The 20,174-nt window shown below is 47.8% G+C and carries 27 protein-coding genes and 2 pseudogenes; 16 read left to right on the top strand and 13 right to left on the bottom strand.

Annotated features, from left to right (window positions below; genetic code table 11):
* The first annotated feature begins 88 nt into the window (after positions 1–88).
* From RS881_RS22480 to RS881_RS22470, 3 genes are all read left to right on the top strand, one after another.
* On the top strand, positions 89–436 hold the full coding sequence (locus RS881_RS22480; protein WP_315823135.1) for a nucleotidyltransferase domain-containing protein: 348 nt from the start codon (positions 89–91) through the stop codon (positions 434–436).
* A 420-nt stretch (positions 437–856) separates the two neighbouring features.
* Positions 857–1,117 carry a hypothetical protein gene (locus tag RS881_RS22475; RefSeq protein ID WP_315823134.1) on the top strand — a complete coding sequence of 87 codons (261 nt, stop codon included), beginning with the start codon at positions 857–859 and terminating at the stop codon, positions 1,115–1,117.
* 283 nt (positions 1,118–1,400) lie between these two features.
* Complete coding sequence (locus tag RS881_RS22470) at positions 1,401–1,910, top strand: hypothetical protein (protein ID WP_315823133.1); 510 nt, start codon at positions 1,401–1,403, stop codon at positions 1,908–1,910.
* A gap of 318 nt (positions 1,911–2,228) precedes the next feature.
* Here the strand turns inward: RS881_RS22470 and RS881_RS22465 are convergent, their stop codons facing one another.
* The 3 genes from RS881_RS22465 to RS881_RS22455 all read right to left on the bottom strand — a co-directional run bounded on the left by RS881_RS22465 (position 2,229) and on the right by RS881_RS22455 (position 3,516).
* Complete coding sequence (locus RS881_RS22465; protein ID WP_315823132.1) at positions 2,229–2,543, bottom strand: hypothetical protein; 315 nt, start codon at positions 2,541–2,543, stop codon at positions 2,229–2,231.
* 197 nt (positions 2,544–2,740) lie between these two features.
* On the bottom strand, positions 2,741–3,247 hold the full coding sequence (locus RS881_RS22460) for a hypothetical protein (protein WP_315823131.1): 507 nt from the start codon (positions 3,245–3,247) through the stop codon (positions 2,741–2,743).
* Positions 3,205–3,516 (bottom strand): hypothetical protein, encoded by a 312-nt coding sequence (locus tag RS881_RS22455; protein WP_315823130.1) that lies wholly within the window; start codon positions 3,514–3,516, stop codon positions 3,205–3,207. Before RS881_RS22455 ends, RS881_RS22460 begins: the two co-directional genes overlap by 43 nt.
* 341 nt (positions 3,517–3,857) lie before the next feature.
* On the opposite strand from RS881_RS22455, the gene RS881_RS22450 reads away from it, so the two are divergent.
* The 4 genes from RS881_RS22450 to RS881_RS22435 all read left to right on the top strand — a co-directional run bounded on the left by RS881_RS22450 (position 3,858) and on the right by RS881_RS22435 (position 6,210).
* On the top strand, positions 3,858–4,421 hold the full coding sequence (locus RS881_RS22450) for a hypothetical protein (protein WP_315823129.1): 564 nt from the start codon (positions 3,858–3,860) through the stop codon (positions 4,419–4,421).
* Positions 4,415–4,609, top strand: coding sequence for a hypothetical protein (locus RS881_RS22445; RefSeq protein WP_315823128.1), 195 nt, complete (start codon positions 4,415–4,417; stop codon positions 4,607–4,609). The genes RS881_RS22450 and RS881_RS22445 overlap by 7 nt, the downstream gene beginning before the upstream one ends.
* A gap of 139 nt (positions 4,610–4,748) precedes the next feature.
* Positions 4,749–5,402 carry a hypothetical protein gene (locus RS881_RS22440; RefSeq protein WP_315823127.1) on the top strand — a complete coding sequence of 218 codons (654 nt, stop codon included), beginning with the start codon at positions 4,749–4,751 and terminating at the stop codon, positions 5,400–5,402.
* Entirely contained in the window at positions 5,395–6,210 is an 816-nt protein-coding gene (locus RS881_RS22435) for an alpha/beta fold hydrolase (RefSeq protein ID WP_315823126.1), read from the top strand. The genes RS881_RS22440 and RS881_RS22435 overlap by 8 nt, the downstream gene beginning before the upstream one ends.
* A 15-nt stretch (positions 6,211–6,225) precedes the next feature.
* Here RS881_RS22435 and RS881_RS22430 read toward each other — a convergent pair whose 3' ends face one another.
* Positions 6,226–6,447: a hypothetical protein gene (locus RS881_RS22430; protein ID WP_315823125.1), complete on the bottom strand. Its 222-nt coding sequence runs from the start codon at positions 6,445–6,447 to the stop codon at positions 6,226–6,228.
* 283 nt (positions 6,448–6,730) lie between these two features.
* On the opposite strand from RS881_RS22430, the gene RS881_RS22425 reads away from it, so the two are divergent.
* The 3 genes from RS881_RS22425 to RS881_RS22415 are packed head-to-tail and all read left to right on the top strand — an operon-like array spanning position 6,731 to position 7,739.
* Positions 6,731–7,024, top strand: coding sequence for a LacI family DNA-binding transcriptional regulator (locus tag RS881_RS22425; protein ID WP_315823124.1), 294 nt, complete (start codon positions 6,731–6,733; stop codon positions 7,022–7,024).
* On the top strand, positions 7,009–7,311 hold the full coding sequence (locus RS881_RS22420) for a substrate-binding domain-containing protein (RefSeq protein WP_315823123.1): 303 nt from the start codon (positions 7,009–7,011) through the stop codon (positions 7,309–7,311). Before RS881_RS22425 ends, RS881_RS22420 begins: the two co-directional genes overlap by 16 nt.
* Positions 7,302–7,739 carry a substrate-binding domain-containing protein gene (locus RS881_RS22415; protein WP_315823122.1) on the top strand — a complete coding sequence of 146 codons (438 nt, stop codon included), beginning with the start codon at positions 7,302–7,304 and terminating at the stop codon, positions 7,737–7,739. The genes RS881_RS22420 and RS881_RS22415 overlap by 10 nt, the downstream gene beginning before the upstream one ends.
* A gap of 57 nt (positions 7,740–7,796) precedes the next feature.
* Here RS881_RS22415 and RS881_RS22410 read toward each other — a convergent pair whose 3' ends face one another.
* The 3 genes from RS881_RS22410 to RS881_RS22400 are packed head-to-tail and all read right to left on the bottom strand — an operon-like array spanning position 7,797 to position 10,070.
* Complete coding sequence (locus RS881_RS22410) at positions 7,797–8,984, bottom strand: glycoside hydrolase family 88 protein (protein ID WP_315823121.1); 1,188 nt, start codon at positions 8,982–8,984, stop codon at positions 7,797–7,799.
* A gap of 55 nt (positions 8,985–9,039) precedes the next feature.
* Complete coding sequence (locus RS881_RS22405; protein WP_315823120.1) at positions 9,040–9,531, bottom strand: LacI family DNA-binding transcriptional regulator; 492 nt, start codon at positions 9,529–9,531, stop codon at positions 9,040–9,042.
* Positions 9,528–10,070: a LacI family DNA-binding transcriptional regulator gene (locus RS881_RS22400; RefSeq protein ID WP_315823119.1), complete on the bottom strand. Its 543-nt coding sequence runs from the start codon at positions 10,068–10,070 to the stop codon at positions 9,528–9,530. The genes RS881_RS22405 and RS881_RS22400 overlap by 4 nt, the downstream gene beginning before the upstream one ends.
* Before the next feature lie 322 nt (positions 10,071–10,392).
* Between RS881_RS22400 and RS881_RS22395 the strand changes: the two genes are divergently transcribed.
* From RS881_RS22395 to RS881_RS59855, 6 genes and pseudogenes are all read left to right on the top strand, one after another.
* Complete coding sequence (locus RS881_RS22395) at positions 10,393–12,345, top strand: heparinase II/III domain-containing protein (protein WP_315823118.1); 1,953 nt, start codon at positions 10,393–10,395, stop codon at positions 12,343–12,345.
* Between the two features lie 28 nt (positions 12,346–12,373).
* Positions 12,374–13,057, top strand: coding sequence for a hypothetical protein (locus RS881_RS22390; RefSeq protein WP_315823117.1), 684 nt, complete (start codon positions 12,374–12,376; stop codon positions 13,055–13,057).
* Complete coding sequence (locus tag RS881_RS22385; protein ID WP_315823116.1) at positions 13,038–14,321, top strand: heparinase II/III domain-containing protein; 1,284 nt, start codon at positions 13,038–13,040, stop codon at positions 14,319–14,321. Before RS881_RS22390 ends, RS881_RS22385 begins: the two co-directional genes overlap by 20 nt.
* Positions 14,321–15,484, top strand: coding sequence for a glycosaminoglycan polysaccharide lyase family protein (locus RS881_RS22380; RefSeq protein WP_350340166.1), 1,164 nt, complete (start codon positions 14,321–14,323; stop codon positions 15,482–15,484). The genes RS881_RS22385 and RS881_RS22380 overlap by 1 nt, the downstream gene beginning before the upstream one ends.
* Positions 15,385–16,049, top strand: a pseudogene (locus RS881_RS22375) (polysaccharide lyase family 8 super-sandwich domain-containing protein); the annotation flags it as partial. The gene RS881_RS22380 and the pseudogene RS881_RS22375, both read left to right, overlap by 100 nt.
* Positions 16,050–16,073: 24 nt before the next feature.
* Positions 16,074–16,463 carry a polysaccharide lyase beta-sandwich domain-containing protein gene (locus tag RS881_RS59855; RefSeq protein WP_425476389.1) on the top strand — a complete coding sequence of 130 codons (390 nt, stop codon included), beginning with the start codon at positions 16,074–16,076 and terminating at the stop codon, positions 16,461–16,463.
* Positions 16,464–16,831: 368 nt separating this feature from the next.
* Here RS881_RS59855 and RS881_RS62595 read toward each other — a convergent pair whose 3' ends face one another.
* The 6 genes and pseudogenes from RS881_RS62595 to RS881_RS22350 form a co-directional block, all read right to left on the bottom strand.
* Complete coding sequence (locus RS881_RS62595) at positions 16,832–17,308, bottom strand: DUF8576 domain-containing lipoprotein (RefSeq protein WP_527250433.1); 477 nt, start codon at positions 17,306–17,308, stop codon at positions 16,832–16,834.
* A 72-nt stretch (positions 17,309–17,380) separates the two neighbouring features.
* Positions 17,381–17,697: pseudogene (locus RS881_RS62590) on the bottom strand (DUF4466 family protein); the annotation flags it as partial.
* Positions 17,698–17,850: 153 nt separating this feature from the next.
* Positions 17,851–18,255, bottom strand: coding sequence for an SGBP N-terminal domain-containing protein (locus RS881_RS22360; RefSeq protein ID WP_315823113.1), 405 nt, complete (start codon positions 18,253–18,255; stop codon positions 17,851–17,853).
* A gap of 41 nt (positions 18,256–18,296) precedes the next feature.
* Complete coding sequence (locus RS881_RS59850; protein ID WP_350340165.1) at positions 18,297–18,686, bottom strand: RagB/SusD family nutrient uptake outer membrane protein; 390 nt, start codon at positions 18,684–18,686, stop codon at positions 18,297–18,299.
* Positions 18,655–19,164, bottom strand: coding sequence for a RagB/SusD family nutrient uptake outer membrane protein (locus tag RS881_RS59845; RefSeq protein WP_350340164.1), 510 nt, complete (start codon positions 19,162–19,164; stop codon positions 18,655–18,657). Before RS881_RS59845 ends, RS881_RS59850 begins: the two co-directional genes overlap by 32 nt.
* Positions 19,164–20,165, bottom strand: a complete 1,002-nt coding sequence (locus tag RS881_RS22350; RefSeq protein ID WP_315823112.1) for a RagB/SusD family nutrient uptake outer membrane protein — start codon at positions 20,163–20,165, stop codon at positions 19,164–19,166. Before RS881_RS22350 ends, RS881_RS59845 begins: the two co-directional genes overlap by 1 nt.
* Positions 20,166–20,174 lie beyond the last annotated feature (9 nt).

Below are 20,174 nucleotides of genomic sequence, written 5' to 3'. Positions count from 1 at the left end.
GTCAGCTCCTTTGAATTTTGGGGCATAACCGCCGGCCTTGTTACGGGCGTTTTTTATATTGCCGGAGTAGTTCTATTTTTATGTTACCATGCAAACATCCTTAGCGCATTTACCGGAACACAAGCAGGCGCAGCTTGGTGATATCACGGCCATCATTGTGAAGGCCGTGGATCCTGAGAAGGTGATATTGTTCGGCAGCCATGCTACGGGGCGGTGGGTGCAGGAGCGGGGTACGGAGGAGGGTAGGTTGTATGAGTATGTGAGTGATTATGATATCCTGGTGATCACCCGCAGCGGCGATGAGCGCAAGGATTACGAGGTGCAGGACATCATCGAAAACCGGTGCGTGTACAAGACGCCGGTCAATGTGATCGTGCATGATATCGGCTTTGTGAATAAGATGCTGAGCGAGGGGCAGTATTTTTTAGCGATATAGAGCAGGAAGGCATCCTGCTCTATGATGCGGGCAGTACGCCCCCTCTGGCGCAAGGAACTGTCATCCAAATTTTATTTGTTTGCCCCTGGCGAAAGGTGGGTCGCTCTGCAGACTGGCAAATGCAGCGTTGTAGAGCGGCTCACCTTCATCAGGAAAGAGGTGACACCTTTCCCTTACCACGAAAACGAAAAGGTGTCACCTCTTAGCCCCTGGCGCAAGTATGCAGCGTAGCTCGGCGCGTGAGCGTACTTGTGCATCCTGTTACTATAAACACCAGAACAGGGAATGTAGTCGATGGGAACACAAGGATATATGAGATTCAACGGAGAGGATTGAATGTGGAAGTCCCAGTTAAAGGGTACACTCCCAATAATTCAGCCTTCCCAGACCTGAAAGAACCACCTCCCCAAAATTAGAATAATGGAAAAGAAACTCTTACTCTACTTATTATATTCAGCACTTATAGATATTAGGCAACGTAGTTATGAGAATAACGATAAGGAATCTTTTGGAATATGTGACTTGCTTCATAATATTCCGTTAGCACTTGCTGCTGAAGAAGATAGCAAAGATACCTATGAAAGGTTATGTGAAAAGGTCGAAGCAATGGGTGTTCAGGATTGGCTTAGTTCACGTAAGGAAGAATTTTATCAGAGATATCCAGAGTATAAAAAATTATGAAGGGGCTGAGCAAGCCAATCTCGGAATCCCCCGCAGCGATAAATCGTATATTAAAGGAGTTGATCTGAGTCAGCTCCTTTGCTTTTGGCGGGCTTAACGACTAACCTTGTTGCCATCGTTTTTTCTAATGGATCAGTAAACTATATTTGAGTAGCTATGCAAACATCCTTAGAATATTTACCGAAGCACAAGCAGGGGCAGTTGCGGGAGATCACGGCCATCATTGTGAAATCGGTGCCCCGCCTCTGGCGCAAGTATTCAGCCTAAAAAGAAAAATCACAGAATGAACAACCTAAAGTCGATTCATCAAAGAATGGGCAACCAAATTAGAATAAAAATAAAATTAACCATTCTCTTGTGTCTATTAGAGTGCTTATGCATGGCTCAAAGTAAGGAAGTTTCAATTGTATATGGCAAAGTCATAGAAGTCGACACAATTCATAGTGAAGCGATTAGGGAAAACGCTTTGCTGAATTACGATAAGTACTTATATGACATTTATCATGTAAAAGTTATTGATCAAAGAAAGGATACTATTTTGCTTGCAATAGTGTATAACATAACAAAGGATGTGGATTCTGTTGTCAAAAATTGCGGGGTAAAAATGGGAAATACCTATGAGTTTATAGCTAGTTATTTTTCTCCTTGCAATTCAGATTTTCCAAAGATGAATGGCTGTGATTATTTACATAACATATATGTCGGAAGTAAAGGGAGTAAAAAAAAATACACCCGCATATTAAGGGTTATAGATATAATAGCAATCGATAAAGCTTTGTGGGAAAAATTATAGGCAGAGTGGGCAGTATCCAACTTATCACCGGGCAACCTTCACAACGTGTTGACGATTAGCGATCCGGATATCCGGATCGCGGAAAAATAAGATTTACACTGTAAGGTGCACTTAAAATGGTGAACCTGTACAAAGAAACAGGCCAGCATATAGAGTTAACGAAGCTCTTTGTGTCGGTCTGTTTTATTTTCAACCGGCGGGTAAGACAAAGGAGTGTAATCTTGAACATCCTCTGACTAAGCTGGGTCTCAAAAGCACAAGCCGGGCTATTGATAAAATAAGACCAGCCAGTAAAAAGTCTGCTTACAGTTGGCTTACTTAAAAGCCATAGCAACAAGCGGCTTTCTTGTTGGTGGCTGTCCGGCTGGCCCTGGCAGTTGCAATCTGCTGATGGTATTGAGCAGGATCGTACTGTTGGCCGCCCAAGGCCTCGACAGCAGTAAGCCCCTTTAAAGCAGTTAATGGACGGCTGGCATAATCTTCGACCATTTTAGGCATATGCCGTCTCAATGCTTCGTGATCGGCTATAGGGTGATGGTAGAGGTAATGGTACTTGGCTTGTTTATTGACAGACTCCCCCTCTGGCGCAAGTATGCAGGGGCTAGCCCAGCGCGTGAGCGTACTTGTGCCCATCTTGCCAATCTTTTTTGTTGCCACTTAAAGAAAGGTAGCAATGTAAGCTTCCCCGAACTTCGGCCACAAGAATTAGAGTTACCAATTGTATGAATTATTAACTTTAAACTTGGATTATGAAACGACTCTCCCGTTGACGTTAGCATCTACTCCAGCTTAGTGCATTAGCATACTACGCCCTGCAATAGACAATCCGATTACGGATGATTTATTTTGAAATGAAGATATCCCTCCACTGGCGGCGGCATCGCCACTTCCTCTTCCTGGCAGCTAACGCCAGCTGCAATAGAATAAGTATAGGTTGAAAGTGGATTCGCATTATATGTGGCCCCTGCAAATACCAGCTGTCCTTTTTCATTCACCACCCATCCCTGCACCGGCTTTTTATAACCACTACCCGCTGCCTTCCTACTACGGACTTCCCGACTTCCCGATTTCCGGTCTTCCCGTCTTTCCTCCTCCATCCACTTCGCCAATGCAGGCGGCAGCTCCCATTGCGGCCAGTCTGTTCTATAACCCAGTCGCGTAAGTTCTTCCCAGGCAGCCTGCTGCACCGTTTCTTTTGTGGCTCCCTGGTGCAGGAGCTTTACGCCGAGGCCTACCAACTTGCGGTACAGGTCATGGCAGCGCCAGTCTTCGGTAAGATTGTTGTACACCGGCGTCACCCATTCCGACGCCCTGGCCAGTACCCCTGCATGGTGCATCGTACGGCGGAAGCGCTTGTCTTTTTAACCTGTTTTCCCGTCAGCGAACTTTTGCTGCGCATAAAGTACGCACCATACATCTTATAGCAGGTGATGATACCACACAAAGTGGCTTCTACCTCAGTGGCCGCCAGGTAGTTCTTCCTGAATTCCTCCAGATGAGGCGGTAGATCAATATATTGTAAACGCTTTTTCATGGCAGATATCCATACCCTGAAATTACAAAATAAACACATATAACTATTGTCCGGGGCCTGGAATCTGGTCAAAATGAGGCAATTGGCCGCCACTTGGCCGGCCCTTGTTCGCCCCATGTTCGCTGCTCATTAGTGGTTAATGCGCATTTTCTAAGGGTTTCGTTTCCTGAGCTGGACCGAAGAAGACACGAACATAGTACGAACTTGGTACGAATGAAACCTAAAGGAAACAGGTGTGTACCATGCAGGAATAACTATCCAGTTTCCGGAGTTATATAAAATGGCTAGACCATGGCAGCCTGAAACATAGGCCCAGAAAAGCCTTCAGCAATAAAAAAAAAGGGGCTTTCACGTTAAGGCTGATCACCTGTTAACACAATCAACCCGTTGTCACATGAACTTCCCTGAAAAAAATGGCTTGCCCTTGGAGCGTCGATTACACCGCCCTGTTTTTGTCTGTTCTTTTCCTGCTCGTCACCCTCCTTTTCCCAGCCAGGCATTTTGCACAGCAATTTTCCACTCAGGTATCGGAAACCTTCAAGTCCGATGGCAGCCTGACTTACCGGAAATTGGGTCATGAATTCTATTCTTTAACACAACAGTTTGGCAGATCCCAATTAGGCTTTACATTCAAATTGCACAAGGTAAAATACAGCATCCGGCTGCGCCGGTACGATAGCACCATGCAAATGCTGAAAGAACAGGAACTGTTTAAGGATGATAAAAAAGCAGGCCCCTTTCCGCCTTACCTCGGAACACATAACGGAAAATTGTTCTTATTGTATTTTCTATATGAAAAAGAAGAAGAAAACATACGCTTAATGATGGCCAGTATTGACCCGGTTTCACTGGAAGTACAGGCCGAAAAAGAATTGATGGCATTGCAACAGGCCAACACAGGACTGATCAAGTCATGGGATACTTATAACAGTACCAATATCACAGTGAAGGAGTCTCCCGACGGAGCCGGTTGCTGATCTATTGGGCCAATGACCTCAATAATCAGTTTTCCTTTCGCGTATTGGATAATAGTTTTAATACCATGTGGAAAATGGATGAAACGGTGAGGGCAACAGAAGCGATCTCGCAATTCTCAGGGTGTATGGATAATGAAGGACGCGTATACGCGGGCTATACCCTGACTGCTACCGGTGCCAAAAAGTAGCCGTATACCAGGAGGGTAAAAAGTAAAGGAGTACAACCTGCAATTAACTGCCGGTTCCATATACCAGTCGATCCTGACCGGTTGCTCCAACAATAAACAGGTACACATAGCAGGCAGTTATTCCACCCAGGAGGGTAAATTGAATGGGCTGTTTCAACAAACCATCAATACAGCCGATCTTTCTATAACGAAACCCATTGCCCTCCCCTTTGAAAATACCTTGGTAGAGCAATTGGATAAAGACGGATGGGGAAGCACAAAAACGAAGAATTACGGAATCAACCCATTGGGGCTGCAGGGCTTTGTGTTGAGCGATGGACGTATTGGATTGGTGGGAGAATACCGGAAATCAAACTGGACCGGAAGAGCGACCTTTATCACCTCTGGTAGTTTGGTCTATGCCATCCTCGACGGCTCAAAAGGCAAGGTAGCCTCCATCCCCAAATACAGAACCAGTGCCGGAAGCACCATCGGCGACTCCTATGCCGCGTTTCCCTATAAAAACACCCTGCTGATCTTTTACAATGACCAGGAAAGCAATTTACAGCGGGATATTACCAAACCGGCCACCACCTCCAACGTGTATAAAAACTCCGTACTGGCAGTAGCTTATATGAATGGCGATGCCATTAGCCGGCAAACCTTGATCGACCTCACCAAAGACAACTTTTTGGCCGTTGGCGAAGGCATGAGCCCCCTGCAAGGGAACAAAGTATTGATCCCTGTTTATAAAATAAAAGGATTGGGCGGCGTGGGCAATGATCAAAAATGGGGATACATCAATATTGATTAGTATCTTTCCCATCATGATCAAAAGCCTGCTCCTGCTCCCTTTACTACTCATCACCCTCCTGCTCAGCGCACAAACCGACACAGCAGGATTCTATACCTCCTTTGACGGCACTAAAATATTCTATGAAGTAAAAGGTAGCGGACAGCCCGTCGTATTGCTACATGGCTTTATCGTCAACAGCAGTACCTGGAAAAAAGCAGCACTGTACAACGACCTGCAGAAAGCCGGCTACCAGGTCATCACACTCGACCTGCGCGGCAATGGGCAATCCGGCAAACCGCATGAAGCAGCAGCCTATGCCAATGATGCCGAAGCAAAAGACATTATGGGACTGCTTACCCACCTGGGCATCCAACAATACCAGGTAGTCGGATATTCACGCGGCTCCATCATTACGGCCCGCCTGCTGGTATTGGACAAGCGGGTGCAAAAAGCCGTACTGGGCGGCATGGGTACCGATTTTACCAATCCCAACTGGCCCCGCCGTATTATGTTTTACCGGGCCCTCTCCGGCGATTCCATACCCGAGTTGAAAGGTGTGGTGGACTATGTACAGCATTCAGGCCTCGATCAAAAGGCCCTGGCCCTCCTACAAAAAGAACAACCCTCCACCCCTAAAGAAGTATTGGCTACTGTACAACAACCCGTCCTGGTAATTTGCGGTACAGAAGACAGCGACAATGGCGCTGCAGCCGATCTGGCCCGTCTCTTTCCCCATGCCAGCTTCGCCCCAGTGCCAGGCAATCATAACAATGCCGCCGCCTCACCCCAATTCTCCGAAGCTATCCTGGCATTTTTAAAACGGTAAAACAATATTGATCTATTACTTAAACGCATCCTCCTGCTTATGGTAGTTCAGAAAGGCTATTACTTTGGGGTGCGCCAATAGGGTAAAAGTAAAGAGTAATAGACCAGCTACTTTTAAAAATGCAGTGAGGGTTAAAACAAGGTCAGCCCCTGCCTGATGGGTTATTTTCAACCACTCACCGATAAATCCCAGCACATAGCCAAAGACTAAAATCAGTAATCCCAATTTAATTTTCATATCCTGCACAGTTTAAGCGTTAAACACATTTCTTAGCCTGATTAGTATCTGTACATCCAATTAATTTGCGAAATTGAACACAGCGTTCCCCCTCCCAAAAAATTGCCAGGCTTTTGTGTGGCTCCGCATTTCCCGACTTCCAGACTTTCGGTCTTACGGTCTTCCCCACTTCCCGTCTTCTTTAAAAGCGTAAAAACTACACGATATTATCCACATCGACCAGTAGGACACACCGGCATAGCAAAAGATACTTAGCTTACAGCGTTTAAGCTCAGCTATTATCATGGAATCAGTCAACATCAAGAAACTTGCCCAGTTATTGAACCTTTCCATTGCCACCGTATCCAAAGCCTTGCGCGACAGTTACGATATCAGCAAGGAAACCAAAGAAAAGGTCATCGCCCTGGCCAATGAGCTGAATTATGTACCCAACCCCTATGCCAGCAGCCTGCGCAAACACAAAAGCAAAACCATTGCTGTTATTATACCCGAAATAGCCAACAACTACTTCACCCTGGCCATCAATGGCATTGAAAGCGTTGCCCAGCAAAAGGCTACCATGTGCTCATCTATTTAACCCATGAAGATGTGAACCGCGAAATAGCTTTTGCCCGGGAATTATTCAATGGCCGCGTTGATGGCGCCCTCATTTCTGTATCGGGCACCACCACCGATCATACCCACTTAAAGAACCTCCAGGACAAAGGACTGCCCATTGTTTTCTTTGACCGGGTTTGTGAAGAGTTGGAGACCTTGAAAGTGACTACCGACGATTTTGAGAGCAGCTACCTGGCTACTCAGCACCTTATAGAACAGGGCTGTAAAAGATCGCCCACCTGGCTATTTCCAGCCAGTTGTCCATAGGCAATAAAAGAAAACAGGGCTACCTCAAAGCCCTGGCCGATCACCAGTTACCTGCCCACGAAACCTTGATTGTAGAAGGATCTAATGATGAAGAAAAAGACATCAACCTGGTGCAGGAGATGTTTGTGCGCGAAAAACCCGACGGTATTTTTGCCGCTGTAGAACGGTATGCCATGGCCGCCTATGAAGTGTGCGGGCGCCTTCAGCTACACATACCGCAGGATGTAAAGGTCATCAGCTTTTCCAATCTGCGCATTGCCGCCTACCTCAACCCCTCTTTAACCACCATTGCACAACCGGCTTTTGATATTGGAAAAGAGGCTGCGTCCAGATTACTGACGGTACTCGAAAAAAAGAATGCCCAATTACCCAATGAAAGCCTCATCTTCAAATCCTCCCTCATCCAGCGCGCCTCTACCAGTAAGTAACCAGGTACCGGTTGCTATTCCCCTCTGGCCCCTCGCCATTTACCCCTCGCCACTCACCTACAAATACCACTTCTTATACCGGCCCAGCGCTTCTATAAAATAATAATCGGCATAGGTCAACGGCATATCCACTTCCGATTGATGAGGCAGCGAACCAACACTGTGCAACAACAGGAAACCACCATTGCTGCCCAATGGCGCACGGTAGGCAGGAGAAGCCAATGATTGCAATAGCTGTGCTGCCGTAGCAACGTATTCTGTCTTTTGTTTCCCTTTACTGTATTGCCCCAGCTCCAGCAATGCCGAAGCCATGATCGAACCAGCGGAGGCATCCCTTTTGGCCTGTGGTATATCTGTGGCATTGAAATCCCAATAAGGCACTTTATCTGCCGGCAGGTTGGGATGGTTCAACAGGAAAGCCGCGATCTTATGCGCCTGGTTAAGATAAACAGGGTCCTTGGTAAACCGGTACATCACCGTATAGCCATACAATCCCCAGGCTTGTCCACGCGCCCAGGCCGATTCATCGGCAAAACCCTGGTGGGTTACTTTGCGCGATACACCACCTGTGGCCAGGTTATAATCCAGCACATGGTACGAACTATTATCCGCGCGGAAATGATGTTGCAAGGTGGTATTGGAATGCGTTACTGCTATCTGATGGTATTTGTCATCTCCCCCATGCTGAGTTACCCATTCCAACAATTCCAGGTTCATCATATTGTCGATGATCACCGGACACTTGAAGTTCTTACTGGAATCCCAGGATTGAATGGCCTTAATGGAAGGCCGGTACCTGGTTGATAATGAATGGGCCGCAGTAAAGATCACTTCTTTATAAGCAGGGTCCTTTGTAATAGCATAAGCAGTACCAAAACTGCAATACATCATAAAACCCAGGTCATGGTTGCCCGTATACGTCTTTTCCTTTTCCAGGATGGCCAGTCGCTTTAAAGCTTCTGCTTTAATAGCTTCATCTTTGGTATAGGCATAGATCATCCAAAGCGTGCCAGGATAAAAACCACTGCACCACCATTTGGTATTACTCGTAACCAGCGAATCCTTTCCGGCCGCATAACTACGCGGCATTACTGTTGCCGGCAGTTTTGAAGCCAACACTTTATACTGTTGTGCAGCAAACTGCATGTTCTCATCAATCAATTGCTGCATCGCTTTCTTTGAACTTTGCGCCTGCATCTCATGTAATACGACCAACGCAAGCACCACAATCATTAATTTTCTCATATACTGTATTATTCTGTATTCTGTATTCTGCCAGCTGTATTCTGTATTCTTTTCCCTAGGTCGACATCCTCCTGATCAACTCCACCGGTGTAATGATGGGCGCCGCATCAATAGCCGCCATCTGTCGGTCATTCTTTAACAACTTCAGCAACTCAGTCACGATCACCGTACCAATACGCCCCGGGAATTGTTCTACCGTCGTGATCGAAGGGGTAACGATGGATGAACGCGGATCATTGGAATAACCCACAATACGCAGTTCCTGCGGTATGGCAATCCCTTTCTCTTTGGCAAATTGCAAAACTGTCAACGCCGTAAGGTCATTGGCAGCCAATATGGCATCGGGGTAAGGCTTTCGGGCAAACAACCGGTGCATGGCCTTGCGGGCATTATCAACCGTTAATTCCTGGTAATACACCCAATCCTTTTGTACAGGTACCCCGTGCTGACGCATCGCCTGCTCAAAACCAGCATACCGGTCAATGTAAATATTACAGCCAATAGGCCCCGATATGTACGCTATTTGCCGGCTGCCCAGCTCGATCAAATGCGAAGTAGCCAGGTAAGCCCCCTGAAATCATCGCCCTTGATTATACAAGCGGGATAAGGTGAAACCGGCACCCGGTCGTAAAATACCACCGGGATATTATTCTGGGTGAGAATATCAAAATGACTGAAATCGGCAGTAAACAAGGTACAGGCCACGATCACCGCATCCACCCGGGAGGCATACAGGGTTTGCGCCAGGTCTTTTTCTATCTCCAATGAATCGTTCGACTGGCAAATAATAAGGTTATAGCCATGTACATGCAACCCATTCTGAATGGTAGTAATGATCTCCGTATGCACAAACATCGAAATACGCGGAACGATCAGGCCAATGGTATGCGTTTTATTGGTACGCAAACCCGAAGCCATGATATTACGCTTATACCCTACCTGCTCTACCATCGTCATCACCTTGGTACGGGTTGACTCATGCACATGGGGATGATTGTTCAATACCCGCGAAATGGTAGCAGGCGATAACTGCAAGGCAGCAGCAATATGTTGGATGGAATTCTTTTTGGCAATTTTCTTTTTCATATTGGCATGTGGTACAGTAAGGACGATAACTTAATCCATTAGTTGCATCGACTACTGAAATCGTTTCCAGAACAAACAAATTACCGTACCAACCTGGCCGGGAAGCCTGCCACCCGAACAAATAGCGCATTGTTCATATATGTGGGCAACCTGTTAGCATAAGCAATCGTTTGTGGTAAATCAAATAGCCCAACCAAACTTGATAAAAAAAGCTGGAATCGTTTTCAGATTATGTTTATTTATTTACTGAAACGTTTTCGTAAAAATAAACCCCTCTACCACAAGATTCGTATAGAGTAGAATGTCTAATTTCCATTGTACAGTGGTGTATTGCATCCAACAAGCCACCAGCACCATCATCTTTTCAAGCGAAACCCGATTGTCATGCACATCATACGTCTGTTACCCGGCCTCCTGGCCCTGCTGCTTTTTTTCATCCGCTCCTGCCAGCGCCCAAACCGATTATATAGGTACAGCCGTTACCCCGCCCGCCCATCCCCGGCTATTGCTGTTCAAAGGAGAAGAAAAGAACATTCAAAAAACCATCGCAGGCGATAAAACATGGGATGGCATACACCAGGCCATCCTCACCGGGTCAAACGCCATCATTCAATTACCTGTACTGCAACGTATACAGATCGGCCGCCGCCTGCTCGACAAATCACGCGAAGCCATCCGCCGGCTCTTTTTCCTTTCGTATGCTTATAGGCTCACGCAACAACCGGCCTACTGGCAACGTGCCGAACAAGAGATGTTGGCCATCGCTGCTTTTACGGATTGGAACCCCTCGCATTTCCTGGACGTTGCCGAAATGACCATGGCCATGGGTATTGGATATGACTGGCTCTATGACCAACTCTCCCCTGCTACCCGCACCATCATCAGAGAAGCCATCCTTAAAAAAGGGATCGAACCTTCGCTGGACGCCAAAAACAATGGCTGGCTCAAAGCAGAACACAATTGGAACCAGGTATGTAATGCGGGCATCAGTTATGGCGCCATTGCCATTTATGAAGACCAGCCCGGACTGGCCAAACAGATCATTAACCGGGCCATTGAAACCATTGTAAAACCGATGGCCGATTATGCACCCGATGGCGCTTACCCCGAAGGTTATGGCTATTGGGGATATGGCACCAGCTTCAATGTACTATTCATCAGCGCCATCGAAAAACTGTTTGGCAAAGACTTCGGCCTTTCCAATAAACCGGGTTTTCTCCAAACAGCCGCCTACCTCGAAAATATGACTGGTCCCACCGGTAAACCGTTCAATTATTCCGATGCCGGCGGTAGTGGCGGTTTACAACCTGCCATGTTTTGGTTTGCCGCCAAACAAAAAGATCCGTCGCTGTTATGGGTAGAAAAGAACTGGCTATTGAACAGCGATCCTAAAACACAGGTGGGCAATCGCCTGCTGCCCGCCATTATGTTGTGGGGCGCCGGTACACCCATTAATAAAATAACACCCCCTGCCTCCACTAGCTGGGTAGGCAAAGGCAAGAACCCCGTAGCGTTGATGCGTACTTCCTGGACAGATGCCGCTGCCATTTTTGTGGGGATGAAAGGGGGCTCCGTATCTGTCAACCATGCGCACATGGACATCGGCTCCTTTGTGATGGATGCGGACGGCATACGCTGGGCCATGGATTTTGGTATGCAGGATTATGAATCACTGGAATCCAAAGGCATCAAATTGTTTGGAAGAACACAGGATGCCCAACGATGGACGGTATTTCGCCTCACCAACCTGGTACACAATACCCTCACCGTTAATAACCAGCACCAACGCGTAGAAGGCTATGCGCCCATTACCGCTTCTTCGGCCAAACCGGGCTTTATGCAGGCTACTACCGATATGACAGCCGTTTATAAAGGCGCCCTGTCGAAAGCCCAACGCGGTATTGCCATTGTTGATAAAACCTATGTATTGGTACAGGATGAAGTGGAAACCCTCAACGAAGCCACCACCATCCGGTGGACCTTACTTACACCCGCCAGCGTAACCATTACCGGCAGCCATAAGGCCGAACTGACGAAGGACGGGAAGAAGCTGCAGCTCGAAGTAAATGCACCCGGGGCCGTTACTATGAAAACATGGTCAACCGATCCGCCCAATAACTATGATGCGCCCAATCCCGGCACCACGTTGACAGGCTTTGAAGTAACCCTGCCGGCCAATACAAAAGCCACTATTACGGTTACCCTTAAACCTGGTAAAGCAGCCGGTACCACAACCCGTTCGATCACACCGCTTGCCAACTGGCCACAACAATAAACTCATCCATTCACCTGTAATGCCCTGTATGAAAAAAATAACATGGTTCCTGCTTACCCTGCTGCCTGCCAGCCACCTGCTGGCTCAGCAAAACCTGTTGAGCGGTAAGTACCCCGCAGCTCAATTGAAGTCCGTATTGATCCCCCAATCCCAATGGACACCCTTTCCCCGCATCACTGATCGCGCGGGATGGGCCAAAGCAGATGCTGCTACCATGAAAGCTTGCCTCGACAAAGCCAATACGCTCCTTAACTACAAGTGGCCGCCCATACCAGCTACCACCTCCTTACTGATAGAACGCACCGGCAACCGCAGCGATTACCAGGCCATTGCCAACGAAAAACGTGCAGCCCTGGGCGCCTTGTTAATGGCTGAAATATATGAGAACAAAGGCCGCTTTGTGGACCCCATCATCAATGGCGTATGGTCTATTTGTGAAGAATCCTTCTGGGGAGCATCGGCGCATTTGCCACAATCCAAAGAGATTGCAGGACTGGTAGATGTATCAGCACCCTTTGTTGATCTGTTCAGCGCCGAAACAGGTACTTTACTGGCCTGGGTGGATTATTTCGCAGGCGACAAACTCGATGCCGTTTCACCACAGGTCAGGAAACGGATATACTATGAAACCAATTACCGCATTTTTCAACCCCTCATGACCAAACCACATGGCTGGATGACAAAGACTGCCAATGGCAGGCCCCCCGAATAATTGGAATCCCTGGATCTGCTCCAACTGGCTCAATACCGTATTGCTGTTGGAAAAAGATGATACCAAACGGACTGCCGCAGTAGGTAAGCTATTATGGGTACTCGATGAATTTGTAAATCCCTATCCACAGGATGGTGGCTGCGATGAAGGGCCTGGCTATTGGGGCGCGGCAGCAGCCTCACTGTATGACAATATATCCATGCTGAACCTGGCCTCTAACAATGCCTTCAGTTATGTGTTGGAAGATGAGAAGATCAAAAACATGGGCCGCTTTATTTACCGTGCCCAGATAGGCCCTCAATACTTTGTCAACTTTGCCGACGCCTCCCCCACCCCTGGTATGTCGGCCGATATGATCTACCGGTTTGGCAAGGACATTAAGGACAGCAATATGGTAAAATTTGGCGCCTGCTACCACCACCCCAATGATGGCAGCATAGACCGGTACCATTTCTTCCGGAATTTCTATTCCCTGTTCATGCAGGAGGAGTTTAATAACGCCCCCAAAGGCCTTCCCCTGCCTGCCAGTGTATGGCTGCCCGATATACAGGTTATGATGGTACGTGACAAACAAGGCGCCACCGATGGGTTCTTTGTAGCCGCCAAAGGCGGCCACAATGATGAAAGCCATAACCACAATGATATTGGCAATTATATTGTGTACTACAATGCCCTACCCCTCCTGATCGATGTAGGCAGCGGCACCTATACCCGCAAAACATTCAGCAGCCGGCGGTATGATATTTGGTACAATTGCTCCGAATACCACAATACGCCTACCGTTAATGGCGTGAACCAATCGCCCGGCGGCAGCTTCAAAGCCACCAACGTTGTGTATAAAGAAGACAAGGGCTTTGCCGAGTTATCGCTGGACATCGCAAAAGCCTATCCCGAAAAAGCAGGCATCAACAGTTGGCAACGCACCATACGCTTAAACCGGGGTAAAAATGTGGAAGTAAAAGACAACCTGGTACTCACCAGCGCCGATAACATCGTACAAAACCTCATGACCTGTTACCCGGCCACCATCAACACCGCAGGTGAAGTGATCATTCATTATGCCCCAACAAATGGTACCCCCAAGGATTTTGTGATCAAATACAATCCCAAACAATTGGGCGTAACGATTGAACAAGTACCCCTCACCGCGGTGGAAGACAAAGGGGTGCTAGACAGGTGGGGCAACAATATTTACCGCATCACTTTTAAAGTCATTGTACCCAAACTCAAAGACAAGATCAATTTTGTCATTGCACCCAAATAATGCCCATGTACCGGAAATACTTTACCTGCTTATATGCCGCCTTATTGATACTGGTTTCCTTTTTCAACAGCCAGGCACAAAATACCGGCCTTATCAAAAAACGGGTAGTAGATGAACTCCTGGCCCCATCAGTGAACGAGGCAGGCATACAACAACTTATTAAAACCATTCAACCCGATGGTACCTGGCCCGGCATCAATTACCAGGATGTTTCCCGTACCGGCTTTCAACACAAAGACCACCTCGACAATATGCTGGCCCTGGCCCGGGCATACAAAAAACCAGGCACGCCGCTATTCACGGCACCGGCAGTAAAGCAAACCTTTTCCCTGGCGCTTGACTACTGGCTGGCCCATGATTTCAGGTGCGATAACTGGTGGTGGAATGAAATGGGCACACCCAATCTCATGATCAATACCCTGCTGGTGATGGACAGTAGTCTTACCCCTACACAAAGGACCGAAGGCCTGAAGATTGCCCACCGCGCCAATATGGAAACCTTTGGCGCCCGCCCCGGCGGCGACCTGATACCCATTGCCGGTATGCTGGCCAAACAGGGATTGTTGTTGGGCAGTGCCGATACGCTTAAAAAAGCCCTGCAAGCGATGGCTGCCGATATTAAGATCAGCAATGGACGTGGACTGCAACCGGACATGAGCTTTCATCACCGCACAGACAACGTAATATCTACACTTACTTACGGCAGCAATTATGCCAGCTCTTTTGCCTATTGGGCAGCCAAGATCCAGGGGGCAGGTTTTTCCTTCCCGGATGCTTCTGTTAAACTGGTAACAGACTATTTCCTGGATGGCATTTGCCAGTCGATGGTATATGCCACCTATCCCGATCCGGGCGCTATGAACCGCGATATCAGCCGCAAAATGCCCTCGAAGCAGAAGATATCAGCTTGCCCGGAAACCTGCTGCAAGCGTCCTCCTATCGTGCTAAAGAACTGGCCGATGTCATCAGCATACGCCAGGGTAAAACAAAGGCCCAATTTACCAGGGACCGTTACTTCTGGCATTCCCATTATTATACCCATGAGCGTCCGGCCTATTATGCGTCTGTACGTATGCATTCCGCCCGCGCCAATAATATGGAAGAACCACACAATGAAGAAGGCATCAAGAACCATTATTATGGGGATGGCTCCTTTTTCCTGACGCGCACCGGGCAGGAATATTTCAATATTTTCCCCATCTGGGATTGGCGCAAGATACCCGGGGCCACCATTGTACAAAAGGAGGACTTTCCGCATTGGAGACAGTTGGCCAGGAAAGGGCTCACTGATTTTGCCGGGGCTGTGAGTGATGGCAGGTATGGCGTAGCTGCTTTTGATTTTGCCAGCGTGCATGATCCCCTCAAAGCCCATAAATCCTGGTTCTTCTTCGACCAGGAGATCGTATGCCTCGGCGCAGGCATCCAGGTAGATACTGCCTTGCCTGTGGTTACCACCCTCAATCAATGTTTATTGAACGGCCAGGTAATGGTAAAAGAGAAAGGTAGCCAACCTGCCACCATCCTTGAAACCGGCGCGCATACCTTACCTTATGTGTCCTATGTATTGCATGACAGTGTAGGTTATTTTTCCCGCAACCTGCTATGGTGAACATCAGTAATGCAGAACGCACCGGCAACTGGCGGCAGATCAATCACCAGGCCTGGGCCACAGAAGAAACAGTACGAAAAAGGGTATTGGCTCTCTGGCTCCATCATGGCACACAACCACAAAACGCCGGCTATTCCTACATCGTGGTACCCAATATAAATGCCACCGCTGCTAAAAATACAGTAGAAAAAGCAGGTAAAGATATTGGTCAATACCCCAGCGCTGCAAGCCGTACAACATACTGGCCTGGCAACAACGGGGATCGTTTTTACCAGCCAGGCACTATCAAAATAAGCAATCAACTAACCCTTACCACCAACCAACCCTGTATCGTGATGCTGAAAGCAAAAGGTGCTGCTGTTACCTCCCTCCTTGTAACCGATCCTACACAAAAGCTCAGCGCCCTGCAATTAAAAGTAAATGATCGCACAATAGAGGTGTCATTGCCCACAGGGGTGAAGCCGGGAGTTCCATTGCTGTACCTTAACAATGGCAACATTTTCGCATACTGCGAAGCATGCCAAAATACCTAAAAGCTATAGAGCTCTTATAGAGCAGTTATAGAGCTACTATAGAGCACCTATAGAAACTACCCTCCGGCCGTTATGGCGGGACCGTATAGGGACAGTAGCCAGGTAATAGTAGTAAGGTGTATCTTTTCCTATTACCCATACAGGCTTAAAAAGAACAGGCCCTCCGGAGAGCGCCTGCCTTTGTTCTTGCTATAAAATAACTAACTGCTGCCTTGTCTTTTCACCCCTGGGGTGCGCCACCTACGGTGCCGCTTGTAACACGCAACTATGTTGCTACAAAGCGGGTGCTTCTAACGGAGCAAAAGCCCCATTCACCACTTACCACTTGCCTTTCCCCCACTAGCTACTTACTACTCACTACTTGCTTCTTACAACGCATACCGCTTCATACTGATCACGGCGCTCTTAGTTCCATTATTGATGGAGTTCACGTAAATATAAGCACGGTACTTCTTATCCGCGGTTTCCACCCACACGCCTGCTTCCGCTTTCAGGTTCACGGCAAAATTGGGCGCATTTGAGATGTCCAGCTCCTGGAAATCCCTGTCATCAATATAGATCCCAAATTGCAGTTGCGCCAGGTCAAAATCCTGTAAACTGAATACCCTTTGTATTTTGGTATTCCTGTTCACGCCGGCGGGCAGGGTAATATCTGGCAAATACTGCGGATCGGCGGCAGGCGCTACCAATGCATGGGTAAAGGTGCTGGTGGTATAAGTACGGTACAAATAAACCAGGTCGATCTTGCTGGCATTGGCTGCAGCCCCTGCATCATTGTATACCGCCATGTCTTCAATAGATATATAGGCATTGGTTGCATTCGTTACCGTGATCAGGCGCTTCATATCCATTTTCGCTACATTGTAAGGCCCCAGTTTATACGTAGCCGTTTCGCCATTGCTGCTTTTTGCCCTAAAGGTGAAAGAAACCGTTTTACCGCGGGCTGCTTCCGGTACGATATAAGTATACCGAAGTGCAGCGGCAGAAGTATCCCTGGTGAAAGTAACCGTTGTTTTTCTTTCACCGTTACAGAAGGATCCCCTATTGGCACACCAATATCAACACCTGTGTTATTGGTATAAAAAGAGCGGTGCTCCAGGAAAGTACCTGTACCGCCTTCAATAGAAGCTTCAACTTCGGCCGAAACCAGTTTACCTTTCGAAGGCAGGATACCCATGGCATACACAAACTCAATCGTATTATTTACAATATTGGGGCCCAGGGAACGCTTCATGGCATCATTCTGCAATCCATCTTTGGCAGTGGGCAGCTCATAATCCTTTTTCTCACAACTTGTGATCACCACCAGCAGCAAGGCCAGCAGTGCAATGGGATGAATATAGTGGGATGTTCGTTTCATGATTGCTGATTTAATAATAATGAATAATTAGCGCGGCTGAACAGTGACCAGTACTTTATAAGGTTTCCTGATCTGCCGGTTACCCGATACCACCGTGTACACACGCGGATTGGCCAGGTCCGAAAAATCGGTCCTGCCCGTGATCTTGGGGTCCAGCTTGCAATCCTGCGCCAGCGTAAACTGGGGGTACAGGTTCTTCAGGTCAGTCCCAAACATCACGGTTACCGAGATCGTTTGTGCCGTGGTATCAATCGTCGCCGCCTTCGTTCTTACCGTTACATAATCTGTTCCCAGCAATTCAAAATTGCTCACAAAACATTCGGCCCGGCTGGTGATCAGCAGACCATCTTCATCTACCGGATTGTCTTTTTTACAAGCGCCTCCCACAAGAGCCATCAGTAAGAGCGCATATATTATATTCGTTGGTTTCATTGTCTTACATTTTCAAATTTTCAAATTGCCTAATTATCAAATTAGCACATTATCAAATTAACGCCAGGGGTATTCTGAGTAAGGTTGGGATTCAGGTCCCGCTCAGAAGGTGGTATCCTGAAAATATAATTCTGCTGATAAGTTCTATCAGCCACATTTTGATAAAACCGCTCCCGATCAGCTCCCCAGGTATCACGCCTCCACACACCTGCTGTGCCAGGCGCTCCCCATATTTTTTCAATAGCCCTCCAACGGCGGATATCAAAAGAGCGTTGACCTTCACCGATCAACTCTACAATACGTTCCTGTTCAATAGCATTGAAGAAATCGGTGTAGGTACCTGTTTTACCGGCGGCCAGTACTGGCAGGTTACCGCGGCGGCGTATCTTATTCACCAGGTCAATTGCATCTGCCTGCGGCCCCCACTTCATTCGTAGCTTCGGCATACATCAGGTACACATCAGCCAGTCGGATCACCGGCCAGGCAAAATCGCCATCACTACGGCCCTGACCAGCATAGTTGCGTACGAACTTGCGGAAAGCATAACCCGAGTTGACCCCATCAGTATTGTAGGTGATATAATTAACCCCATTCAGTGTGATGTTGGCGCCCCAGGTTTGATAAATGAATGGGCACATGCCGGTTGTTTGCAGAGAAACCATACCCACACTCATTTCATAATCCCATTGGATCGTCGCCTTCATACGGTAATCCCGGTTGGCATAACTGTTGGGATTTACCGCCGAGTTTAAAGTAGTACGCGCATTGGCATTCGTAGTTGGGTTCAACCCTACCAGTTTAGGTGCAAAATCACCTGTAGTAAGCAACTGGTACCGGTCGGCAATTTCAAACCTGGGCGATACCCACAATTGTGAACCTTCATGAGAACGGCCGGCAAAGTCACGCATCAGTTCTTCCCCTGGTTGGTACTGTTGCCGCCATGCGTAAATACCAGCAGCATTTCAGAATTGCCATTCGCCTTGGGCGTAAACAAATGATAATAGTTAGGCAACGAATCAGCCCTTCCCAAACCACTGATAATACCAGGATCACCACTCAGGTATAACGAAAGACCATAATCATTGATCACCGATTTAAAATCGAGCGCAGCAGCCGTAAAAGCAGCCGTGGCGGCAGCAAGATCCTGCGTAAAGCCTTCCAGTTCGGGCCACCCATTCTTTTTCCAGGAACCCCAATACAATTGCACTTTACCGCGCAGCGCTACCGTAGCAGGCTTCGTAATGCGGCCCAGTGCAGCAGCTTTTGCAGGTAATTTATCAATCGCCAGGTTTAAGTCATTAAGGATCGAATCTTTCACCTGACCTATGGGAAGCCTTGTCATCCGCAGCATTTCAGCATTCGCTTCTGTTGCCACCGTACTCACCGTTTTGGTAAAATAAGGTACATCACCCCACATGCTCATCAATTTAAAATAGGCCAGCCCACGCAGTACACGCGCTTCGGCAATGATCAGGTCCAGCGTTTCCCGGTTGCCAATTTTGGAAGCGATCATCGTATTCACATTATCGATCACATAATTGGCCCGGTTTACCGCCCCATACAGGTACCGGTACATTTTATCAAAAGCACCCGCATAACCCGTAGGACCATAGTTACCGCCATTATAGGCGTCACCCAGTCGTAGGTTTCCGCTGATCGTGCTCGTACCACGGGCGCGTACATAATCTCCCTGGCCATCAAAATAATAATCCCGGTCAAAACAAGGGCGTGTAGCAGCATAAGCGCCCATCAGCGCCGTCATCGCATCACCGTCTGTTTGCCAAAATTCAGCCCCCAGCATTTCCGTCGTAGGGTCCTGCTTCAACAAGTCTTTCCGGCAGGAAGATAAAAACAGCATGCCCCCGGATAGTATTAGTAACGTAGCTATTATTAAAGTTGTCTTTTTCATATTGCAGCA

It is taken from the genome of Paraflavitalea speifideaquila (genome assembly GCF_032395985.1).
GTDB classification, from domain to species: domain Bacteria; phylum Bacteroidota; class Bacteroidia; order Chitinophagales; family Chitinophagaceae; genus Paraflavitalea; species Paraflavitalea speifideaquila.
Note: the sequence above shows the minus strand (reverse complement) of the source record. Positions and strands in the feature narration are given on the sequence as shown.